Source organism: Staphylococcus sp. MI 10-1553 (assembly GCF_010365305.1).
Classification (GTDB): domain Bacteria; phylum Bacillota; class Bacilli; order Staphylococcales; family Staphylococcaceae; genus Staphylococcus.
Genome location: NZ_CP048279.1, coordinates 2,499,400 through 2,519,500, shown reverse-complemented (window position 1 = coordinate 2,519,500; position 20,101 = coordinate 2,499,400). Strand labels below are relative to the sequence as shown.

The 20,101-nt window shown below is 37.6% G+C and carries 21 protein-coding genes and 1 pseudogene; 9 read left to right on the top strand and 13 right to left on the bottom strand.

Features of this window, described 5'->3' with window-relative positions:
* The first annotated feature begins 178 nt into the window (after positions 1-178).
* The 3 genes from GZH82_RS11910 (at position 179) to GZH82_RS11900 (ending at position 3,194) form a co-directional block, all read left to right on the top strand.
* Positions 179-934, top strand: coding sequence for a threonine/serine exporter family protein (locus tag GZH82_RS11910; protein WP_203232810.1), 756 nt, complete (start codon positions 179-181; stop codon positions 932-934).
* A 12-nt stretch (positions 935-946) separates the two neighbouring features.
* On the top strand, positions 947-1,408 hold the full coding sequence (locus GZH82_RS11905) for a threonine/serine exporter family protein (RefSeq protein WP_162682672.1): 462 nt from the start codon (positions 947-949) through the stop codon (positions 1,406-1,408).
* Positions 1,409-1,652: 244 nt separating this feature from the next.
* On the top strand, positions 1,653-3,194 hold the full coding sequence (locus tag GZH82_RS11900) for an SLC13 family permease (protein ID WP_162682671.1): 1,542 nt from the start codon (positions 1,653-1,655) through the stop codon (positions 3,192-3,194).
* 334 nt (positions 3,195-3,528) lie between these two features.
* Here the strand turns inward: GZH82_RS11900 and GZH82_RS11895 are convergent, their stop codons facing one another.
* The 11 genes and pseudogenes from GZH82_RS11895 to GZH82_RS11845 form a co-directional block, all read right to left on the bottom strand.
* A complete protein-coding gene (locus GZH82_RS11895; protein WP_162682670.1) occupies positions 3,529-4,239 on the bottom strand; it encodes a trypsin-like serine peptidase in 711 nt (236 codons plus the stop codon).
* Positions 4,240-4,288: 49 nt separating this feature from the next.
* A complete protein-coding gene (locus tag GZH82_RS11890; RefSeq protein ID WP_162682669.1) occupies positions 4,289-4,444 on the bottom strand; it encodes a hypothetical protein in 156 nt (51 codons plus the stop codon).
* A gap of 174 nt (positions 4,445-4,618) precedes the next feature.
* Positions 4,619-5,239, bottom strand: a pseudogene (locus tag GZH82_RS11885) (trypsin-like serine peptidase); the annotation flags it as partial.
* Between the two features lie 402 nt (positions 5,240-5,641).
* Positions 5,642-6,349 (bottom strand): trypsin-like serine peptidase, encoded by a 708-nt coding sequence (locus GZH82_RS11880; RefSeq protein ID WP_162682667.1) that lies wholly within the window; start codon positions 6,347-6,349, stop codon positions 5,642-5,644.
* 397 nt (positions 6,350-6,746) lie between these two features.
* The gene (locus tag GZH82_RS11875; protein ID WP_162682666.1) at positions 6,747-7,508 is read right to left on the bottom strand and encodes a trypsin-like serine peptidase; all 762 of its coding nucleotides are present in this window, start codon (positions 7,506-7,508) and stop codon (positions 6,747-6,749) included.
* Between the two features lie 431 nt (positions 7,509-7,939).
* Positions 7,940-8,653, bottom strand: a complete 714-nt coding sequence (locus GZH82_RS11870) for a trypsin-like serine peptidase (protein WP_162682665.1) — start codon at positions 8,651-8,653, stop codon at positions 7,940-7,942.
* A gap of 347 nt (positions 8,654-9,000) precedes the next feature.
* Positions 9,001-9,723 carry a trypsin-like serine peptidase gene (locus GZH82_RS11865; protein WP_162682664.1) on the bottom strand — a complete coding sequence of 241 codons (723 nt, stop codon included), beginning with the start codon at positions 9,721-9,723 and terminating at the stop codon, positions 9,001-9,003.
* Positions 9,724-10,040: 317 nt separating this feature from the next.
* Positions 10,041-10,763, bottom strand: a complete 723-nt coding sequence (locus GZH82_RS11860) for a trypsin-like serine peptidase (RefSeq protein ID WP_162682663.1) — start codon at positions 10,761-10,763, stop codon at positions 10,041-10,043.
* Positions 10,764-10,938: 175 nt separating this feature from the next.
* A complete protein-coding gene (locus GZH82_RS11855; RefSeq protein ID WP_162682662.1) occupies positions 10,939-11,658 on the bottom strand; it encodes a trypsin-like serine peptidase in 720 nt (239 codons plus the stop codon).
* A gap of 175 nt (positions 11,659-11,833) precedes the next feature.
* Positions 11,834-12,553 (bottom strand): trypsin-like serine peptidase, encoded by a 720-nt coding sequence (locus GZH82_RS11850; RefSeq protein ID WP_162682661.1) that lies wholly within the window; start codon positions 12,551-12,553, stop codon positions 11,834-11,836.
* Positions 12,554-12,719: 166 nt separating this feature from the next.
* Positions 12,720-13,433, bottom strand: coding sequence for a trypsin-like serine peptidase (locus GZH82_RS11845; RefSeq protein ID WP_162682660.1), 714 nt, complete (start codon positions 13,431-13,433; stop codon positions 12,720-12,722).
* Between the two features lie 394 nt (positions 13,434-13,827).
* On the opposite strand from GZH82_RS11845, the gene GZH82_RS11840 reads away from it, so the two are divergent.
* The 6 genes from GZH82_RS11840 to argS all read left to right on the top strand — a co-directional run bounded on the left by GZH82_RS11840 (position 13,828) and on the right by argS (position 19,101).
* Positions 13,828-14,163, top strand: coding sequence for a YuzB family protein (locus GZH82_RS11840; RefSeq protein WP_014614671.1), 336 nt, complete (start codon positions 13,828-13,830; stop codon positions 14,161-14,163).
* A gap of 259 nt (positions 14,164-14,422) precedes the next feature.
* Positions 14,423-14,902: a GNAT family N-acetyltransferase gene (locus GZH82_RS11835; protein WP_019166272.1), complete on the top strand. Its 480-nt coding sequence runs from the start codon at positions 14,423-14,425 to the stop codon at positions 14,900-14,902.
* A gap of 22 nt (positions 14,903-14,924) precedes the next feature.
* Positions 14,925-16,223 carry an HD domain-containing protein gene (locus tag GZH82_RS11830; protein ID WP_162682659.1) on the top strand — a complete coding sequence of 433 codons (1,299 nt, stop codon included), beginning with the start codon at positions 14,925-14,927 and terminating at the stop codon, positions 16,221-16,223.
* 77 nt (positions 16,224-16,300) lie between these two features.
* Positions 16,301-16,816 (top strand): YwhD family protein, encoded by a 516-nt coding sequence (locus GZH82_RS11825; protein ID WP_162682658.1) that lies wholly within the window; start codon positions 16,301-16,303, stop codon positions 16,814-16,816.
* Positions 16,817-17,030: 214 nt separating this feature from the next.
* Complete coding sequence (locus tag GZH82_RS11820; RefSeq protein ID WP_162682657.1) at positions 17,031-17,441, top strand: YwiB family protein; 411 nt, start codon at positions 17,031-17,033, stop codon at positions 17,439-17,441.
* Between the two features lies 1 nt (position 17,442).
* Positions 17,443-19,101 (top strand): arginine--tRNA ligase, encoded by a 1,659-nt coding sequence (gene argS, locus GZH82_RS11815; protein WP_162682656.1) that lies wholly within the window; start codon positions 17,443-17,445, stop codon positions 19,099-19,101.
* A 42-nt stretch (positions 19,102-19,143) separates the two neighbouring features.
* On the opposite strand, the gene tatC is transcribed toward argS, so the two are convergent.
* Both tatC and GZH82_RS11805 read right to left on the bottom strand, forming a co-directional pair.
* Positions 19,144-19,788 carry a twin-arginine translocase subunit TatC gene (tatC, locus tag GZH82_RS11810; protein ID WP_238989575.1) on the bottom strand — a complete coding sequence of 215 codons (645 nt, stop codon included), beginning with the start codon at positions 19,786-19,788 and terminating at the stop codon, positions 19,144-19,146.
* Between the two features lie 55 nt (positions 19,789-19,843).
* Positions 19,844-20,065: a twin-arginine translocase TatA/TatE family subunit gene (locus tag GZH82_RS11805; protein WP_162682655.1), complete on the bottom strand. Its 222-nt coding sequence runs from the start codon at positions 20,063-20,065 to the stop codon at positions 19,844-19,846.
* Positions 20,066-20,101 lie beyond the last annotated feature (36 nt).

The following is a 20,101-nucleotide window of genomic DNA, read 5'->3' as shown; positions in this document are numbered from 1 at the left end:
GTGAAATGATTTTTGGCATTCAAAGTAGCAAGTATATCAATTTTAATATAAGTAGACGTACTTTTGAATCACCATAGCAATCTCATCTTAAATCGGTTATAATTTTTAGACTAAGTGGCAGCGTATGAGCCTTTTCAATTTGGATGCAGATAGAAATACATAAAAGTAGGTGACGGAGATGACGCGATACATACCCACGGATCGAGAGGTTACGAATCTGGTGACATTGGCAGGGCGTATTTTATTAGAATGTGGTGCTGAGGCGACGCGTGTGGAAGATACGATGACTCGGATTGCACAAAGTTACGGATACGAAGAGACACAAGGTTATGCGCTTAATATTTTTATTAATTTTTCATTATCACCGGATCACGAAACACGCATGGTGAAGATTAAAAAGAACGACACGAATTTAAGAAATATTTATTTAGTGAATCACGTTTCGCGTCAAATTGCACGACAGGCGATTGATTTTAAACAAGCTTATGCGATGTTGAAACAATTAGAACATGAACAGCAACGGTATGCATTAGGGCACAAAATGTTGTTTGCGGGACTGATATCGATGGGCTTTTTATATTTACAGGGCGCCACATGGGTAGACTTGCTACCTGCAGTGCTCGCCGGTGCAATGGGATATTTCGTGACAGAATGGATGAAAAATAAAGAACTCACATTATTTATTCCCGACTTTTTAGGAGCCATTGTGATAGGGTTAATTGCGATACCGTTGAATCATTGGTTGGACAGCCCTCATATCGGCGCTACTATTACTGCGGCGGTGATGCCGATTGTGCCGGGAGTCTTAATTACGACAGCTATACAAGATTTATTCGGACGTCACATGCTCATGTTTACCGCCAAATTTTTAGAAGCGATTGTCACATCATTTGCGATTGGTGCAGGTGTGACGACAGCGTTTCTCATTTTGTAGGCGGTGGCAACAATGACAATATTATTCATTTTTATATGTAGCTTTTTAACCTCTTTTTGTTTTGCATTTGTGTATGATGCGCCGAAGCGGTTATTATTCCCGGCAGGCTTATGTGGCGGTTTCGGTTATTTAACGTTTCATATCGCTTTTGAAATATTCGGCATCGACAGTATATACGCGAGTCTGTATGGCAGTTTTATTCTCGGCATCATTTCGCATATCATGGCTCGTCAATATAAATCGCCCGTGATTCTCTTCATGGTGCCAGGCATTATTCCGTTAGTGCCAGGAAGTATATTTTTTAAAGCGACCCAACAACTGTTGACATTAAACTTTAATGAAGCGAGTGACATTTTCGTCCGTGCTACGTTGATTGCAGGTGCGATTGCGGTCGGATTGTTAATTTCGGATCAAGTGGCTAAGTCATTTATTCGTAAACCGATTACGATATTGAAGTTACCTGCTAAAAAATAGTGTATACATTTCAGATGAGTGACCGTGTGTTGCTAAAAAAACGCCAGTACAGATGGCGTTAACGATGCTTCAATTGTTACTGGCGTTACTTATGATTTAGCTTTTAGGTCTTTCTATCAAAATAAAAAATGCCAGTAAAGAAAGCGCTTAACTTACTCTAGATACACAATCGTCAAATATGCTATACTATTTAAAAAATTAATACAATTTGGGATGTTCTATTGAAAACAAAGGGGGATGCATCATGAACAATCCAAACGAATCAAGATTGTTAACTTTTTTTACTGACAAAAAGAAAGATCCATCGTACACATTGGCTCAAGCAATCGGACTCGTCCTCGGACCATTACTGTTCGCATTGATTTTACTTTTTGTTCGACCGGATGATTTATCTTTCAAAGGGGTTTACGTCCTCGCGATTACAGCTTGGATTGCGATTTGGTGGATTACAGAGGCCATTCCAATTCCTGCGACAAGTTTATTGCCACTCGTGCTGTTGCCGTTAGGACACGTCATGAACAGTGCAACCGTGTCCGCACAATATGGGAATGATATTATTTATCTTTTCTTAGGTGGTTTTATTCTAGCCATTGCGATGGAACGTTGGGACTTACATACACGCATTGCGCTCACGATTATTAGCAGTATTGGTACAAGTACAGGGCGTATTTTACTTGGTTTCATGGTCGCAACAGGTGGTTTATCGATGTTTGTATCGAACACAGCTGCGGTAATGATTATGATTCCGATTGGTTTGGCCATTATTAAAGAAGCCAATGCATTGAAAACAGAAGCAGATAGTGATGAAAGTATTCAAAAATTTGAACGCTCACTTGTGCTTGGTATCGGTTATGCCGGCACAATTGGAGGGTTGGGCACTCTTATTGGAACACCGCCGTTAATTATTTTAAAAGGGCAATATGCGACAAACTTTGGTGGCGAACTCAGCTTTGCGAAATGGATGATTGTTGGCGTACCTACAGTCATGTTACTTCTATTTTTAGCGTGGCTTTACTTCAAATTTGTAGCGTTCCGTCATGACATGAAAACATTGCCAGGTGGTCAAAAAGTCATTAAAGACAAATTGGACGCTTTAGGTAAAATCAAATATGAAGAAAAAGTCGTATTCGTCGTCTTTTTATTAGCGAGCTTTTTATGGATTTCACGTGAATTTTTATTATCCAAATGGGCTTTCACAGAACTCGTGGCAGATGGTACGATTGCGATGTTCGTGTCCATTTTACTATTTTTAATTCCAGCGAAACACCAACATAAGCGTATTTTAGATTGGTCTGTCGCAAAAGAATTACCGTGGGGCGTATTAATTCTATTTGGTGGCGGTTTAGCATTAGCCAAAGGGATCCAACAAAGTGGACTCGCGGCGTGGCTCGGTGAACAGCTGACATTGTTAAAAGGGGTCAGCCCGATGATTATTGTCCTTGTGATTACAGTGTTTATCTTGTTCTTAACGGAAATCACATCCAATACAGCGACAGCTACAATGATTTTACCGATATTAGCGACACTCTCTGTTGCGATTGACGTGCACCCATTACTGTTAATGGCACCTGCAGCGATGGCGGCCAACTGTGCGTACATGTTGCCGGTAGGGACACCACCGAACGCGATTGTCTTTGGTACAGGTAAAATTCAAATTAAAGAAATGGCAGTCAAAGGGTTTGTCATGAACTTGATCAGTATCGTTGTAATTATTGTTGTCGTGTACTTTATCATGCCGTTCGTGTTAGGTATCGATATTACAGACAGCATTCCAGTTAAAAAATAATACAGATTCTTATATCTATAGGTGTTGAACAATTGTCTGGGTTCATTTACAGATGACAGTGTTCAATGCCTCTTTTTTGGCTGTATGACAGATATGCAGTCCGACTATATCATTAAACTATATAGTTGAACGATATAATGTGTGGTGAAAATAGATGAAAAGAAGACCTCAACGCCTCCCGTTATCCGAAACAATGCATACATGTTTTCTATGCGTGAAATAGCATGGCACATTGTCTTATTTGATAGTTCAAAATATTAAGGAAGAGGCTGGAGATGGTGCGCCAGCCTCTTTTTTGGCATGAGTGTTTAGGAATAAGTGAAACGATAAGGTGTTAATTTGCGTTTTTGTTAACCCAGTCCGCGATTTGTTGGGTAAAAGGGAGGAAATTACCTTCAAATTTTTCTGTTCTTGTGATAATGATACCGACAAATTTACCATCTTTTAAGAAAGCACCAGATCCCGATTGCCCTTCATAAGTAGGCAATGATGTATGAACAAAAGCGACATCTTTATAATAATAATAAATGCTACCATCGCTGCGGTATTGCTTATAACCACTAAACTTGTAAGGGTAACCATACGAGTATACGTCAAGCCCCATGATACCGTATAATTCTTGATCACTGAAAGCTCTAACAGGTGTCTTGAATGGTTTAATATAGTAATGATAGGCTCTACTTTGGTCTTTTTCAGTCCCCTTCAGTATCGCAATATCATAGTCCGGGTTTGGAATATAGCTACTAATATTCATATAACCAAAAGGCGTACTCAACCCTGACCCTCCTGGATAAATTCTGCCATTATATGTTGTAGGGTGATCCCCGCCGCAATGTTTAGCAGTTAATGCGACAGTTGACGAAATGAGTATGGCCGTACAATGTGAGTGGTCCGCAGACTCGTATTTAGCAGTATATTTGCTGTGAGGATCTTTAACTGTATCTGGAACGAGTACCTGCGTCCCTTTTTTGGCGTAAGTAGCATCGATAGGGAGAAGGATAAAGCATGCTAGTGACAGTAATAGTATCAATCGTAATTTTTTCATGTTATCACTCCTTTAATATTTGGTTATTTAATATATTAAAAGAATAACTTTAAAATTTTATGAAATAACAATCCTGTGAAGCTATGGTTTGTGCATTAATATCAATATTTAAAGAGTTAATAATGAGTTGAAATGAATATCCTTTTTCATAAGCTTCAAAAATATGAAGATATTGATTGACATTAAGTTTTTTAATAAAAGGCATAAAAACTCCCTCCAAAGTTTTCATTTTTTCAATGTCCACTTTGGAGGGAGGATATCAATGTACCAGCCTCTTTGGCGTGAGTGATAAAGATAGGAAGATTATACGATTACAGCAACCTTAATTCGCGTTTTCGTTAATCCATTTCGCAATTTCTGTAGTAAAAGGAAGTACGTTTGCTTCGCCATCTCCTCTCCTTCCAATGATAATTCCGACAAATTGTCCATCTTTCTTGAAGACGCCCGACCCCGATTGCCCGCCAAAAGCAGGCATATCCGTAACAAGAAGAGGAGGTTGAACATAAAATTTAATAATGCCATCACTGCGGTATTGTCTAAAAACACCATCTCTGTATGGATAGCCATAAGAATAGACATCAGTATTAACGAAACTTTTAAAAACTTTATCTGAATATCCTGTCACTGTAGTTTTGAATGGTCTAATATAGTATTGATAGGCTTTACTTTGATCTCTTAAAATTCCTTTGATTACTGCAATATCTTGGGTTGGATGTGGAATGTAGTATCGAATATTCATATAACCAAAAGGCATATTTCGTCCTGATGCACCTGGATATATTGTGCCAGCAGGTGACAAGCGTTGAGTTCCCCCACAATGTTTAGCAGTGACTGCAGCAGTTGATGAAATGAGGATGGCTGTACAAACGCGACGTATACCAGATTCGTATTTTGCAGTATATTTACTGTGAGTGTCTTTTACTGTATCTGGAACGAGGACTTGTGTACCCTTGGCGTAAGTAGTGTTGAAAGGGATAAGTAGAAAGCAAGCTAGAGACATTAATAGTACCAATCGTAATTTTTTCATATGAGCACCCCTTTGGTATAATATATTTATATTTTATCATAATATATTTAAAGTTTATAAAAATATATAAAATATTTTTGGAGTAAAAGCCTAGAATGAGCTATAACGAATGAGTTATCGATGTATGATATCCAATAGTGGAATATAAGAAGAAAATGGCGTCAGTTGAATGATGGGGTTGTAGGAGAAGTGCAGAAAACTCTCGGTTAAAATTGGATATGAAAAAATCGGTAATGAAGAAAAATAAAAGTATGGCGTTTAAGTTCACGTTACAGTTAAATCACAGCATAATGAAGAGGCTGGAAACTATATACCAACCTCTTGTTTTTGGTATGAGGATAATCTTAAGGAAATTATATGACTACAGTAAAGTTCCTAACTCGCTTTTTCGTTAATCCAATTTGCAATATCTTCAGTAAATGGGAGTACATTTGCTTCGTCTTCATTTGTTGCTGAGACGATAATTCCAAGAAAATTGCCATTTTTTATGAAGACGCCAGACCCTGACTGACCTTTATATGCAGGCATATCCGTACTAAGTAGAGGAAGATATTTGCTGTAAGAAGTGATTTTGCCATCACTGCGGTATTGCTTAAAAACACCATCTCTGTATGGATAGCCATAAGAATAGATTTCGCTATCTTTGAAGCCCTCTAATTGCTCATTTGTATAACCAGTAACTTTTGTACTAAATGGTCTAATATAGTATTGATAGGCTTTACTTTGGTCCCTTAAAATCCCTTTAATTACTGCAATATCTTGCGTTGGATGAGGAAAGTAATATCTAATATTCATATAACCAAAAGGTGTATCTGGTCCTGATGCACCTGGATATATCGTCCCGGCAGGTGTTATGGGTTTTGTCCCTCCGCAATGTTTAGCAGTGACTGCGGCAGTTGATGAAATCAGAATGGCCGTACAAGTGTGGCCGATACCGGATACATATTTTGCAGTATACTTACTTCGTGTGTCTCTAACTGTATCTGGAACGAGCACTTGTGTTCCTTTGGCATAGGCGGCATTATTAGGCATAAGGAGAAAGCATGCTAAAGACAATAAGAGCAATAATTGTAATCTTTTCATGTCACCACACCTTTATTATATTATACTTTATATATTAACATAATTTAAAATAGTATTTATAATTTATGCAATAAGATTAACGTTCGGATTTGAATGGGAGAGCTAAAATTTCGAATAAATGATAAGAGACAGAGCGCTTGTGACTGTACTTGTGTAATAATTTGAAAAATAAAATTGTGGCAGTTGAATAATGGATTTGTAGAAAGAGCATCCACTTGTTCAAAAAATGAGCAAATTTCTGTAATGATGAAAAGAATATATGTAGAGAATAACGTTAAGTTCATTTTACAGTCGAACCATAGAACCATACTAAAAGAAGAGACTGGAAACCGTGTTAGCCTCTTCTTTTTGGTATGAGTGATAAAGGGAGTTAAGAAATATACGACACAGTAAGAAACTAATTTGCGTTCTTGTTTACCCAGTCTGCAATTTCTTGAGTAAAAGGGAGTACAACTGCCTCATGTTTTTGTGTTGTACTTTCGATAATGAGCCCAATAAAATCACCATTTTTTGTAAAGACACCAGATCCTGATTGACCTACAAATGCTGGCATATCCGTATAGAGATATTTGAAGGTTTCAATATAACTAGTAATTGAACCATCACTCCGGTATTGATAAAAATCGCTTCCTTTGTAAGGATAGCCATAAGAGTATACTTCTTTGCCGACGAATTTCTTAAATTGGTCATCTGTATAACCTCTAAGAGACGTTTTGAATTTTTTAATGTAATATTTGTAGAATTTATCTTGGTCTCTTTCGGTTCCTTTTAATATCGCTATGTCGTACTTTTTAAATGGATCTAGATCTGGATTTGGAATGTATTCACTAATATTCATATAACCAAAAGGCGTACTCGATCCTGAAGCACCAGGATATATCGTCCCGACATTTGTTTTACGTGTGTTTCCTACACAATGTCGAGCGGTTAATGCGGCCGTTGATGAAATTAAAATAGCTGTACAAACGCGGCCATCTTTCATTTTGAATTTTGCCGTATATTTACTGTGAGGGTCTTTAACCGTGTCTGGAACAATGTCTTGGTGAGGCTTAGAAACTGCATCTGAGGTCACTCCATCTTCTTTGGCGTAAACAGCATCGACAGGCGTAAGAATAGTGCATGCTAAAGACAATAAGAGAAGTAATTGTAACTTTTTCATGTTATCACACCTTTGTTATATTATATTAAATATATTAACACAATAATTAATAGTATGTATTATTTATGTGATAATATATTTGTGTATATTTAAAAATAAATAGAATGAGATTTTGAAAAAAGATGACAGAATGAACGTTCACAACTGACATTGAGCAACGAACTAAAAGGTAATTTTGTGGCAGTTGAATAATAGATTTGTAATGGAGAGAGTTCGTCCAATGTTGTAAGTGAAAGACTGTCTCACAACCAATCGTATTGGACATAAATCGAAATAAAAGGTAGGCGAGTTACTGCAATGGAGCGTAGAGGTGTGGGTGAAACCAAGTTAATTTTACAGTTAAAATATAATACAAAAGAGAGGTTAGAAATCGTGTGCTAGCCTCTCTTCTTAACGTGAGTTATACAGTATTTTAAAGATGCGGACAATTTTTAATTTGCGTATTTATTGATCCAATTGGCAATATCTGTAGTAAAAGGGAGCACATTGGCTTTGAAATCTGTAGGTGTTCTTGTGATGATAATCCCGATAAAATCACTATCTTTGGTGAATACTCCAGACCCAGATTGCCCTCCATAAGCTGGCAATTCTGTACGAAGATAGAGCGGTGTTTTTTGAGAGAAAGTAATGTTGCCATCACTGCGGTATTGATAATAAATACTATCTCTGTTTGGATAGCCATAGGAATAGCCTTCTTTACCAACAAATCTCTGTAATTGTTCCGATGTATAACCTGTTACTTTTGTTTTGAAAGGTCTAATATAGTATCTGTAAAATTTATCTTGATCCCTTAAAGTGCCTTTTATAACCGCAATATCATACTTCGGATTTGGAATATAGTCGCTAATATTCATGTAACCAAAAGGTGTACTGTATCCTGATGCACCAGGATATATCGTGCCACCATATCTTAAGCGTCGATTACCTCCACAATGTTTAGCAGTGACTGCAGCAGTTGATGAAATCAGAATAGCTGTACAAGTGTGGTAAATACCAGATTTATATTTCGCAGTATATTTACTGTGAGAATCAGCAATTGTATCTGGAACGCGCACTTGTGTTCCTTTTTTGGCGTAAGTCACATCTACAGGAATAAGGAGCAAGAATACAACAGACAATAAAAGCAACAACCGTAACTTTTTCACACCATCACCCCTTTGTTATATTATATTTAAAATATTAACATAACCAAAAATAGTATGTATAACTTATTTTATGTTGTTTTTCTTTATATTTAAATTTAAAAACGCAAAATTGCAGATGGATGATAACGTGCGTAACGCCGATGCATGACATTCATAAATATCATAAAAGATAAAGTTGAGTCATTTGAATCATTGATTTTTAGGAAAAATTAAGAGATGAGACATTGAAATAAAAATGATTAATAAAGTGAGCAAGGCACCTTGCCAAAGTCACATCACACAAAAACAAGAGGCTAGCAATCAAGTGCTAACCTCATTTTGAAGAGTGTTAAAAATACTACAGTGTATTATTTCGCATTTTCGTTAATCCATTTTGCAATGTCTTCGGTAAAAGGGAGTACATTTGCAGTGTTACCCTTTGTTCTTGTGACCATAATTCCGATGAATTCGCTATCTTTTTTGAAAACACCAGACCCTGATTGCCCAGAAAAAGCAGGCATATCCGTAAGAAGGTAAGGTTTTGGTTTGCTTTTATAACTTGTAATTTTACCATCGCTACGATATTGCATATTCTTATGAAATTTCTTCCCGTGAGGATAACCATAGGAGTATACCTCATTACCAATCAACTTCCTCAATTCTTCATCTGTGTAACCTCTGACAGTCGTCGTGAATTTTCTAATATAGTATTTGTAGAATTCATCTTGATCTCTTTCAGTTCCTTTGAGTATCGCTAAATCATAATCTGGATTTGGATGTGGCGTATAGGTACTAATATTCATATAACCAAAAGGTGTTTTGTTTCCATTTGCCCCTGGATATATTGTGCCACTTCTTTTTGCAGGATGAGGTCCTCCACAATGTTTTGCAGTTAAGGCGGCAGTTGATGAAATCAGTATGGCTGTGCAATAGCGACCGTTAGCAGTCTTGTATAATGCCGTATATTTACTGTGACGGTCTGCCACCGTATCTGGAACAGGTGTTTGTTTCCCCTTGGCATAAGCAGTATTGGTAAGGCTAAGTAGAAATAATGAAAGAAACATTAAGAGTATCAAACATATTTTTTTCATGTGATCACACCTTTATTATATTATTTATAAATCAACACAATCATAAAAAGTATGTATCATTAGTTCAATGGCAATTTTCTGCGGTGTTAAATCAAAAAACAATTGCAAATAAATGATAACGTGCTAAACGATAATGTAAGACATGCTTTGACAAACTGAAGGATAAATTTGTTGCAATTGACTAATGGGTTTGTAGGAAATAAATGTTGAAAGGTGATACAATAGATCCCTACACAGCTAAATCGCAATATAAGTTAAGAGGCTAGCAACCAAGTGCCGGCCTCTTTTTTGGCGTGAACTTAAAATACTACAGTGTATTATTTCGCATTTTCGTTAATCCATTTTGCAATGTCTTTGGTAAAAGGAAGTACATTTGCGGTGTGCTTGTCTGTTCTTGTGATGATAATACCAAGAAATTGACCATCTTTTTTGAAGACCCCCGACCCTGATTGACCGCCATAAGCAGGCATATCCGTTAGAAGGTATGGTTTTGGTTTTTTTCTGTGTTTAGTAATTTGACCGTCACTGCGGTATTGTAATTTCTTAGGAGCTTGCTTCTTGCTAGGATAACCATAGGAGTAAACCTCATCACCAACGAAACGGCTTAACTCATCATCTGTGTAACCTGTAACTGTCGTCGTGAATTTTTTAATGTAGTATTTGTAGAATCTATCTTGGTCTCTTTCAGTTCCTTTGAGCAACGCAATATCATACTTTGGATTTGGATTTGGAGTGTAGGTGCTAATATTCATATAACCAAAGGGTCTTTTGTCTCCATTTAGTCCCGGATAGATTGTACCGCTTCTTTTGGCAGGTTTAGCGCCTACACAATGCTTAGCTGTGATTGCGGCAGTGGATGAAATCAGGATGGCTGTACAATAGCTGCCTGAAGTAGTTTGATAGTATGCAGTATATTTACTGTGAGAATCTGCAACTGTATCTGGCACGGGGACTTGTGTTCCTTTGGCGTAAGTCGTATTGAAAGGTATAAGAAGAAAGCATGAGAGAAACAGTAAGAGTATCAGACATAATTTTTTCATGTGATCACACCTTTGATATAAGATGTTTAATATATTAAAGCATTATAATTAAAGTTTTATGAAATGACATGTCTATGGCGTTTTGATATGAAAGTGCAAAATGAGAAAGAGGCCGGACATCGAGTTGCAACCTCTTTTGAAGTGCGTTGAATATATTTAAGGAACCAGTAACATACTATTTCGCGTTGTCATTAATCCATTTTGCAATTTCTTGAGTAAAAGGGAGTACATTTGCGGTGTTCTTTTTTGTTTTTGTGATGATAATACCAAGAAATTGACCATTTTTATTGAAGACCCCCGAGCCTGATTGTCCGCTATAAGCAGGCATATCCGTTAGAAGGTAAAGGTTGGGGATTTTTGTATATATATAAATTTTACCATCGCTACGGTATTGTACTTTCTTAGGCGCTGGCGACCTGTTAGGATAACCATAGGAGTAAACCTCATCACCAATAAACTTCTTAAATTCTTCATCAGTGTAACCTGTAACTGTCGTCGAGAATTTTCCAATATAGTATTTATAGAATTTGTCTTGGTCCCTTTCTGTTCCTTTGATTAACGCAATATCATACTTTGGATTTGGAATGTAAGTGCTAATATTCATATAGCCAAAGGGTGTTTTGTCTAAATTTCGCCCTGGATAGATTGTACCGCTTCTTTTGGCAGGTTCACGTCCTACACAATGTCTAGCGGTGAGGGCGGCAGTTGATGAAATCAGGATGGCTGAACAACTGCGAGTGGAAGTCACTTGATAATATGCTGTATATTTACTGTGAGGATCTGCAACTGTATCTGGCACGGGGACTTGTGTGCCTTTTTGGGCGTAAGTCGTGTTAAAAGGTATAAGAAGAAAGCATGAGAGAAATAGTAAGAGTATCAGAGATAATTTTTTCATGTGATCACACCTTTGATATAAGATATTTAATATATTAAAGCATTATAATTAAAAATTTATGAAATGATATATCTGTGAAGTTTTGGGATGAAAGTGCAAAATGAGAAAGAGGCCGGACATCAAGTTCCAACCTCTTTTGAAGTGCGTTGAATATATTTAAGGAAACAGTAATGTGCTAGTTCGCATTTTTATTAATCCATTCTGCAATTTCTTGAGTAAAAGGGAGTACATTTGCGGTGTTCTTGTCTGTTTTTGTGCTGATAATTCCAATAAATTCACCATTTTTTTTGAAGACCCCTGACCCTGATTGTCCGCTATAACCAGGCATATACGTTGGAAGGATAGGTGTTGGGATTTTTACATATTTATAAATCTTACCATCGCTACGGTATTGTACTTTCTTAGGCGCTGGTGACCTGTTTGGGTAACCATAGGAGTATACTTCAGAACCAACGAAACCGAGTAACTCAGCATCAGTGTAACCTGTAACTGTCGTCGTGAATGGTCTAATATAGTATTTATAGAATCTATCTTGATCCCTTTCTGTTCCTTTGATAATCGCAATATCATACTTTGGATTTGGAATGTAAGTGCTAATATTCATGTAGCCAAAGGGTGTTTTGTCGCCATTTCGCCCTGGATAGATTGTACCGCTTCTTTGTGCAGGTTGAGTGCCTACACAATGTCTAGCGGTGAGGGCGGCAGTTGATGAAATCAGGATGGCCGTACAACCGCGAGTGGAAGTCACTTGATAATATGCAGTATATTTACTGTGAGGATCTGCAACTGTATCTGGCACGGGGACTTGTGTGCCTTTTTGGGCGTAAGTCGTGTTAAAAGGTATAAGAAGAAAGCATGAGAGAAATAGTAAGAGTATCAGAGATAATTTTTTCATGTGATCACACCTTTGATATAAGATATTTAATATATTAAAGCATTATAATTAAAAATTTATGAAATGATATATCTGTGAAGTTTTGAGATGAAAGTGCAAAATGAGAAAGAGGCCGGATATCGAGTTCCAACCTCTTTTTGGCGTGAGTTAAAAATATGACAAAGCATTATTTCGCATTGTCATTAATCCATTTTGCAAGATCTTCGTTAAAGTCGAGTACATTTGCTTTGTGATCTTGTGTTCTTGTGACGATAATTCCAAGAAATTGACCGTCTTTTTTGAAGACCCCCGACCCTGACTGCCCTGAAAAGGTAGGCATATCGGTACGCAGGTAAGAGCGAGCGGGTTCATGACTAGTAATGTTGCCATCACTACGGTATTGAAGTTTCTTATAAACAACGTCCTTTTGTGGATAGCCATAGGAATAAATATCAGAACCAACGAAACTCTGAAACTCAGCATCTGTGTAACCTCTCACTGTCGTCGTGAATGGTCTAATATAGTATCTGTAGAATTTGTCTTGATCTCTTTCAGTTCCTTTAAGTATCGCAATATCATACTTTGGATTTGGAATATAATTGCTAATATTCATATAACCAAAGGGTGTTTTGTCACCGTTTGCCCCTGGATATATCGTACCAGCTTTTTTTAAAGGTTGAGGGCCACTACAATGTCGAGCGGTGAGTGCGGCAGTGGATGAAATGAGAATGGCTGTACAATAGGCACCTCTAGTCGTTTTGTACAATGCAGTATATTTACTGTGGGGATCTGCCACTGTATCTGGAACAGGCTTTTGTCTCCCCTTGGCATAAGTAACATCGAAAGGCATAAGAAGAAAGCATGAGAGAAACAGTAAGAATATCAAACAGAATCTTTTCATGTGATCACACCTTTATTTTATTATTTTATAAATCAACACAATCATAAAAGGTATGTCTCATTTGTTCAATGGTATTTTTTTGTGGATTTTGAATTGAAAAGAGCCCAATGACAGATGAATGATAACGTGTTGAACGGCGATGTGTGGCATGCGTGAACCGCTTAAAGCATAAATTTGTGACAATTGACTAATGGGATTGGAAGGGAAATCGGGATGTCACAGCGCTGTCCTATAAATGAATACAGGAGTTGTCATATCGCCTAATGTTTGTAACACATGCTAAAAAAACTATTTCAAACCAATTCATATCGCTATTTAAGTATTTCTACCTTGAAAAATTGTGAAAAAAGAGTAAAATGAATAGAGTTAAAAAATTGAGAGGTGGGACGTCGAGGTGAAAAATAAATTTTTGGTTTGCGATGATTGCCAAGCAGTAAATCTTAAAACGTTGACACAAAAACTGAAAAAGCTTGACCCAGACGCTGAGATTGAAGTGGGTTGTCAATCATATTGTGGACCAGGTCGACGTAAAACATTTGCGTTTGTTAATAACCGTCCACTTGCTGCAACAACGGAAGAAGAATTAATGGAAAAAGTTCAGAAGCAGCTTCAAAAACCACGCGATCCTGAAGAAGAAGAGCGTTTGAGAAAACGTAATGAAGAACGTAAACGTCGCAAAGAAGAACAAGACCGTAAATTAAAAGAAAAATTGGCGAATCGTAAAGCGTAAGGCCAATTTCTTATTCAATATAAACATAAGCAAAGAGACGCCCCTTAGCTCGAGAAGGCACGTCTCTTTTTTATATGCAGATGAATCATATTCAAATAGCTTGATTTTATCCTACACCGTTGTTGTTCAAATCGTGTCAATCAAAATTTTCATCCACTCGAAAACACATGCAATCAGAAGTATTTTCTCCGCTGTTTAGCCCCTTATTTATGATATAATAAAAAGTATTCTAGCAAGCAATAAGGGAGCGAAATGTGGAATGTATGAAGTAAGAATTGCTACACCAGATGATGTAATAGGTATCCGCGATGTTGCGACGAAAGCGTGGTACAATACGTACTTAAATATTTATGCAGCTTCAACTGTGAATGAACTCCTCGCAGCTTCATATAACGAAGAGCATTTGCGTAAACGATTAGAAGAACAATTATTCATGGTTGCGATTGAAGATCAAGAAGTGGTCGGTTTTGCGAATTTTATTCAAGGTAGTGAACTGTATTTATCTGCGCATTACGTACGCCCACATTCTCAAAATAAAGGATATGGTCGTTTACTTTTAGAACAAGGTCTCGCACATTATGAAGGTCAATATGATGCGGTCTATTTAGAAGTCGATACGAAAAATGAAAAAGGTGTCGCATTTTATGAACAAGAAGGCTTTGAAATCATTCGTACATATGAGCATGTGATGTACGGTGAAACGATGAATCTCGCACTCATGAAAAAGCCATTAAGTTAAATGCTAACAAGGAGGGTTTTGATTGACAGAAACAGCTTATGTTACACGTAAGTTATCAGAAGAGAAAGTGTTCAAAGATCCCATTCATCGCTATATTCACGTTCAAGATCAGCTGATTTGGGATTTAATCAAAACAAAGGAATTTCAACGGTTGCGTCGGATTAAACAACTCGGGACATTGAATTTAGCTTTTCACACTGCTGAACATAGTCGTTTTGGTCATTCCCTCGGTGTGTACGAAATTGTCCGTCGCATGATTGATGAGACGTTTAAAGATCGCCAAGAGTGGGATAATGCCGATCGTCCACTCGCGATGTGTGCGGCGTTGTTGCATGATTTAGGGCACGGCCCGTTTTCACATAGTTTTGAAAAGATTTTTAATACCGATCACGAAGCCTATACGCAAGCGATGATTATGGGCGATACGGAAGTGAATGCGGTATTGCGACGTGTGAGTGAAACATTTCCAGCTGAAGTGGCAGAAGTGATTAATAAAACGCATCACAATTCATTGGTCGTGTCGATGATTTCGTCACAAATTGATGCTGACCGTATGGATTATTTACAACGAGACGCTTATTTTACAGGGGTATCTTATGGTATGTTTGATATGGAACGGATTTTGCGGTTGATGCGCCCTTCAGCAGATGAAGTGCTGATTAAAGAGAGCGGGATGCATGCAGTTGAAAACTTTATTATGAGCCGCTATCAAATGTATTGGCAAATTTATTTCCATCCGGTAAGTCGCGGTGGTGAAGTTGTCCTGAATCATTGTTTTAAACGTGCGAAATATTTATACGAGCATGGTTATGAGTTTAATATTGCGCCTCGTGATTTTGTGCCGTTTTTCGAAAATCGTGCGACTGTTGAAGAATACGTCCAATTGGATGAAGCGGATGTGACGTATTATTTGAAACGTTGGATTGATGAAGACGACCCCATTTTAAGTGATTTGGCACGACGCTTCATTCATCGCGATTTATTTAAGTTTTTACCGTTTGATGGCTCGATTATTACGATTACGGAGCTCCGTGATTTATTTGAACAAGCAGGCATTGATCCGGATTACTATTTTGTGAGTGATTCGTTTTCCGATTTACCTTACGATTACGATCGACCAGGTTCCAATCGACAACCGATCCACTTACTTCAAAATAATGGCGGTATTCGTGAAATTAGTAGCCAATCGCTTATCATTTCAAGTATTACGGGGATTAAACGTGAAGATTATAAACTGTATTACCCGAAAGAACTGATTATGAAAATTGAAGACCCAGAGCTTAAAGGGAAAATCATTAACTTATTAAATGAACTGAATTAACTGTTTGAGTGTTCAATACATTCACAACTGGAACGATGCATTTTAAAAAGTATGAAAAGATTTGGAGGTACAATGAGATGGCTGAGAAAAAAGGGTTTAACTTTAATATTATCAAGAACGATCCACTCGATGGTCATAAAGGGACAAATATTGGTTCGATCAGTCTCGATAATATTGCGCCCGTTTTTATCGATATCGATGCGCAAGAGGCCTTTATTGACATTGGTGCCATGCATGCACGTGCAGCAGTAGAACGTGGTGTGAAATGGATTACTGATAAAGAGACTGTCGATGTAGAAGGAGCAAAAGCGTACTGGCTATGTTGGGTGACAACAGAACGCGGTGAACAAGGCCCTTACTATGCAGGGGTGACTGCGGCGTATTTATTAGTAAATAAAACGATTCGTCGTGGCTATAAAAGTATGCCAGAACATGTCAATATGATGGATAAATCAATGAAACATAAAATGATTGTGGATCATATTGGGGCAGAAAATCGTCAAATATTAGCAGACTTTCTTAAAACGCACAATCCTGACATGTGGGCCAATGCGTCAGAAACGTTACACCAAGCGTTTGAGGATACAGAATAATGTGAGACTTCATTGCAGTTTGAGTCATACCGGCCAAAGGTGACTTGATTTCTAAACAACTTATGCGAAGTGACTTTAGAAGGGAGTCACCTTGTGCATTTTTGTCATGATTTCGACTCAAATTGCGTGATAAATGTGAAATTCTATACGTTCAGCACATGTCATATGTGATATAATGGCAAGTATTATTTGATGAAGTAAGGTGAAAATGACCATGGAGCATAACGTCAAAATTGATGTCCATCAAATTGTGAAAAGAGATGCGCAAAAAGAGCATTTTTCACATCAAACAACGGGCCAATGGTTGAAAAAAGACGAGGATTGGATTCGTTACCAAGAACAAATTGAAGATGCCACTGTCAATGTGACGATTAAACTGACAGGTGAGAGTGTTAAACTGATTCGCAAAGGCGATATCAATATGAACATGCATTTTATCGAAGGGCAAGATACGACAACTTTTTACGAATTGCCTCATGGAAAAATGGTGTTGACGGTGCATACGATGAGCATTCTTCATTTTGTGACACCGGATGGCGGTAAGTTAAAAGTGCATTATGCATTATTTCAAGGTGATGAAAAAATGGGCACCTATCAATACGAAATGAAATATAAGGAGATATAAGATGAATATTATTGATCAAGTGAAACAGGCATTGATTCAAGAAATCGAAAAAAGTATTCAACAAGCAAATATTGTTGAGTCGATTCCTGAAATCAAAATCGAAATTCCGAAAGATACGAAAAATGGAGACTATGCAACAAACATTGCGATGGTGTTGACGAAACTCGCGAAACGTAACCCAAGAGAAATTGCGCAACTCATTGTGGACCATTTAGATACTGAAGCGGCACATGTCAAAAAAATTGATATTGCGGGACCAGGATTTATTAATTTTTACCTTGATTCAAGTTATTTAAATGCGGTGATAGATCAAGCTTTAGAACAAGATACGCAATTTGGCCGTGTAGCAGAATCGAAAAATGAAAAAATATTAGTGGAATATGTCTCAGCGAACCCGACTGGCGACTTACATATCGGTCATGCTCGTAACGCTGCAGTAGGGGACACGTTATGTAATATTTTAGACGCAGCTGGTTATGACGTTACGAGAGAATATTACATTAACGATGCAGGGAATCAAATTACGAACTTAGCGAAATCGATCGAAGCACGTTACTTACAACATTTAGGTCAAGAAGCGGAAATGCCAGCAGATGGATATCACGGTCAAGACATTCAAAATATCGGTGCGGATTTAGCTGAAAAACAACCGAACTTAATGGATTTATCGGATGACGAACGTCTGAAAACATTTAGACAACTCGGTGTAGATTATGAGATGGCGAAATTAAAACAAGATCTTGCTGATTTCAACATTCATTTCGATAATTGGTTTAGTGAAACATCTTTATATGAAAAAGGCGAAATTAAAGCTGTTCTAGATCGCATGAAAGAAAATGGCTACACGTATGAAAAAGACGGTGCGATGTGGTTACGTACGACAGATTTCAAAGACGACAAAGACCGCGTGTTGATTAAAAATGACGGCACGTACACATACTTTTTACCAGATATTGCGTACCACTACGACAAATTCCAACGTGGTAATGACAAATTGATCAACCTATTCGGTGCGGATCACCACGGCTATATTAACCGTTTGAAAGCGTCACTTGAAACGTTTGGCGTGGATAGCGATCGTCTGGAAATTCAAATTATGCAAATGGTACGTTTAATGCAAGAGGGCGAAGAAGTGAAGATGAGTAAACGTACAGGTAACGCGATTACGTTAAGAGAAATTATGGATGAAGTCGGCATTGATGCGGCGCGTTACTTCTTGACGATGCGTAGTGCGGACACACATTTCGATTTTGATATGGCGCTTGCGAAAGAACAGTCTCAAGACAACCCGGTTTACTATGCACAATATGCACATGCGCGTATTTGTTCGATTTTACGTCAAGCAGAAGCACAAGGATATCAAGTCGAAAAAGGTGCCGATTATCAAACGATTACTAACGATAAGGCCATTGAATTATTGAAGAAAGTAGCGGAATTCGAACCGATGATTGAAGGGGCAGCTGAAGCAAGAGCACCACATCGTGTGACGAATTATATTCAAGATTTAGCAGCACACTTCCACAAGTTCTACAATGCAGAAAAAGTATTAACAGAAGATCAAGCAAAAACAAAAGCGCATTTGGCATTAATTGATGTTGTACGTATTACATTGCGCAATGCATTACAATTAGTCGGAGTCACTGCACCAGAACAAATGTAAATCATAAAAGGCAACCTCAGTATAGCGCTGAAGTTGCCTTTTTTAATGATAAGGTTTCGTAAATCGAATGATGAACATACTCAGTTCGAACAATAGAATCAAAGGTAAGGACAATAAAACATTTAACATGACGTCAGGCGGTGCAATCAAGCTAGCCAATACAAAACAGCCAAAATACACATATTTTCGATAAGGGCGTAACATCGTGGCATCAATCAATTCGAATTTGGCTAAACCGATAAACAAAATCGGCAATTGGAAAATGACGCCAAAGAAGAGTAGCCATCGTAGTAGTTCCATTAAATATTGTTTAAAACCAATGACCGGATCAATCGACATTAATTGTGACAAATTGAATGAAAACTGAATGATAAGTGGAAAAATGAGCCAGTATGCCAGTGCGATACCTGTTAGAAACAGCAGCACGGAAATGAGGCTATATTTATAAACGAATTGGCGCTCAATGTCTTTTAAACCTGGCGCGATAAATGCCCACAATTGATAAAAAAGCACGGGAGAAACGATACACAATGTACAAAATAAGATAATCATCATGTAAATCTGTATCATTTCGGTAAAACTAAAGGCATGTAACTGTACGTCATTTTGAGCTATAGCGTGAATGAATGGCTTAATCCACCAATGTGATGAAATGTAGTTTACGATGAGTACGATGCCAAACGTCATGCTTATTTTGATTAACCGTGCTCTCAGTTCGTTAAAATGATTGAGTAACGATAACTCATTTGTTTTCTTGTTTTGTAGATTTTGTACTGGGTGTGTCTAATGATTCGTCATCTTCTGTGATATGTTCTGTGGCAGATTTAAATTCGCGTAACGTTGAACCGATTGCGCGACCAAATTGAGGTAACTTTTTCGGTCCAAACAAAATGAGCGCAATCACACTAATGATAATGAGACCTGTTGGACTTGCCATACCTAAAACAAACGTACCTTCTAGCATAAAAATCCCTCTTCTCTTAAAATTTTTCTAATCACC

Coding starts and splice junctions, on each gene's coding strand:
- argS (WP_162682656.1), top strand. CDS start 17,443: ATGAATATTATTGATCAAGTGAAACAGGCATTGATTCAAGAAATCGAA.
- GZH82_RS11805 (WP_162682655.1), bottom strand. CDS start 20,065: ATGCTAGAAGGTACGTTTGTTTTAGGTATGGCAAGTCCAACAGGTCTC.
- GZH82_RS11860 (WP_162682663.1), bottom strand. CDS start 10,763: ATGAAAAAATTATGTCTGATACTCTTACTGTTTCTCTCATGCTTTCTT.
- GZH82_RS11910 (WP_203232810.1), top strand. CDS start 179: ATGACGCGATACATACCCACGGATCGAGAGGTTACGAATCTGGTGACA.
- GZH82_RS11905 (WP_162682672.1), top strand. CDS start 947: ATGACAATATTATTCATTTTTATATGTAGCTTTTTAACCTCTTTTTGT.
- GZH82_RS11895 (WP_162682670.1), bottom strand. CDS start 4,239: ATGAAAAAATTACGATTGATACTATTACTGTCACTAGCATGCTTTATC.
- GZH82_RS11835 (WP_019166272.1), top strand. CDS start 14,423: ATGTATGAAGTAAGAATTGCTACACCAGATGATGTAATAGGTATCCGC.
- GZH82_RS11865 (WP_162682664.1), bottom strand. CDS start 9,723: ATGAAAAAAATATGTTTGATACTCTTAATGTTTCTTTCATTATTTCTA.
- GZH82_RS11820 (WP_162682657.1), top strand. CDS start 17,031: ATGGAGCATAACGTCAAAATTGATGTCCATCAAATTGTGAAAAGAGAT.
- GZH82_RS11825 (WP_162682658.1), top strand. CDS start 16,301: ATGGCTGAGAAAAAAGGGTTTAACTTTAATATTATCAAGAACGATCCA.
- GZH82_RS11875 (WP_162682666.1), bottom strand. CDS start 7,508: ATGAAAAAGTTACAATTACTTCTCTTATTGTCTTTAGCATGCACTATT.
- tatC (WP_238989575.1), bottom strand. CDS start 19,788: ATGACGTTTGGCATCGTACTCATCGTAAACTACATTTCATCACATTGG.
- GZH82_RS11880 (WP_162682667.1), bottom strand. CDS start 6,349: ATGAAAAGATTACAATTATTGCTCTTATTGTCTTTAGCATGCTTTCTC.
- GZH82_RS11900 (WP_162682671.1), top strand. CDS start 1,653: ATGAACAATCCAAACGAATCAAGATTGTTAACTTTTTTTACTGACAAA.
- GZH82_RS11845 (WP_162682660.1), bottom strand. CDS start 13,433: ATGAAAAGATTCTGTTTGATATTCTTACTGTTTCTCTCATGCTTTCTT.
- GZH82_RS11855 (WP_162682662.1), bottom strand. CDS start 11,658: ATGAAAAAATTATCTCTGATACTCTTACTATTTCTCTCATGCTTTCTT.
- GZH82_RS11890 (WP_162682669.1), bottom strand. CDS start 4,444: ATGCCTTTTATTAAAAAACTTAATGTCAATCAATATCTTCATATTTTT.
- GZH82_RS11850 (WP_162682661.1), bottom strand. CDS start 12,553: ATGAAAAAATTATCTCTGATACTCTTACTATTTCTCTCATGCTTTCTT.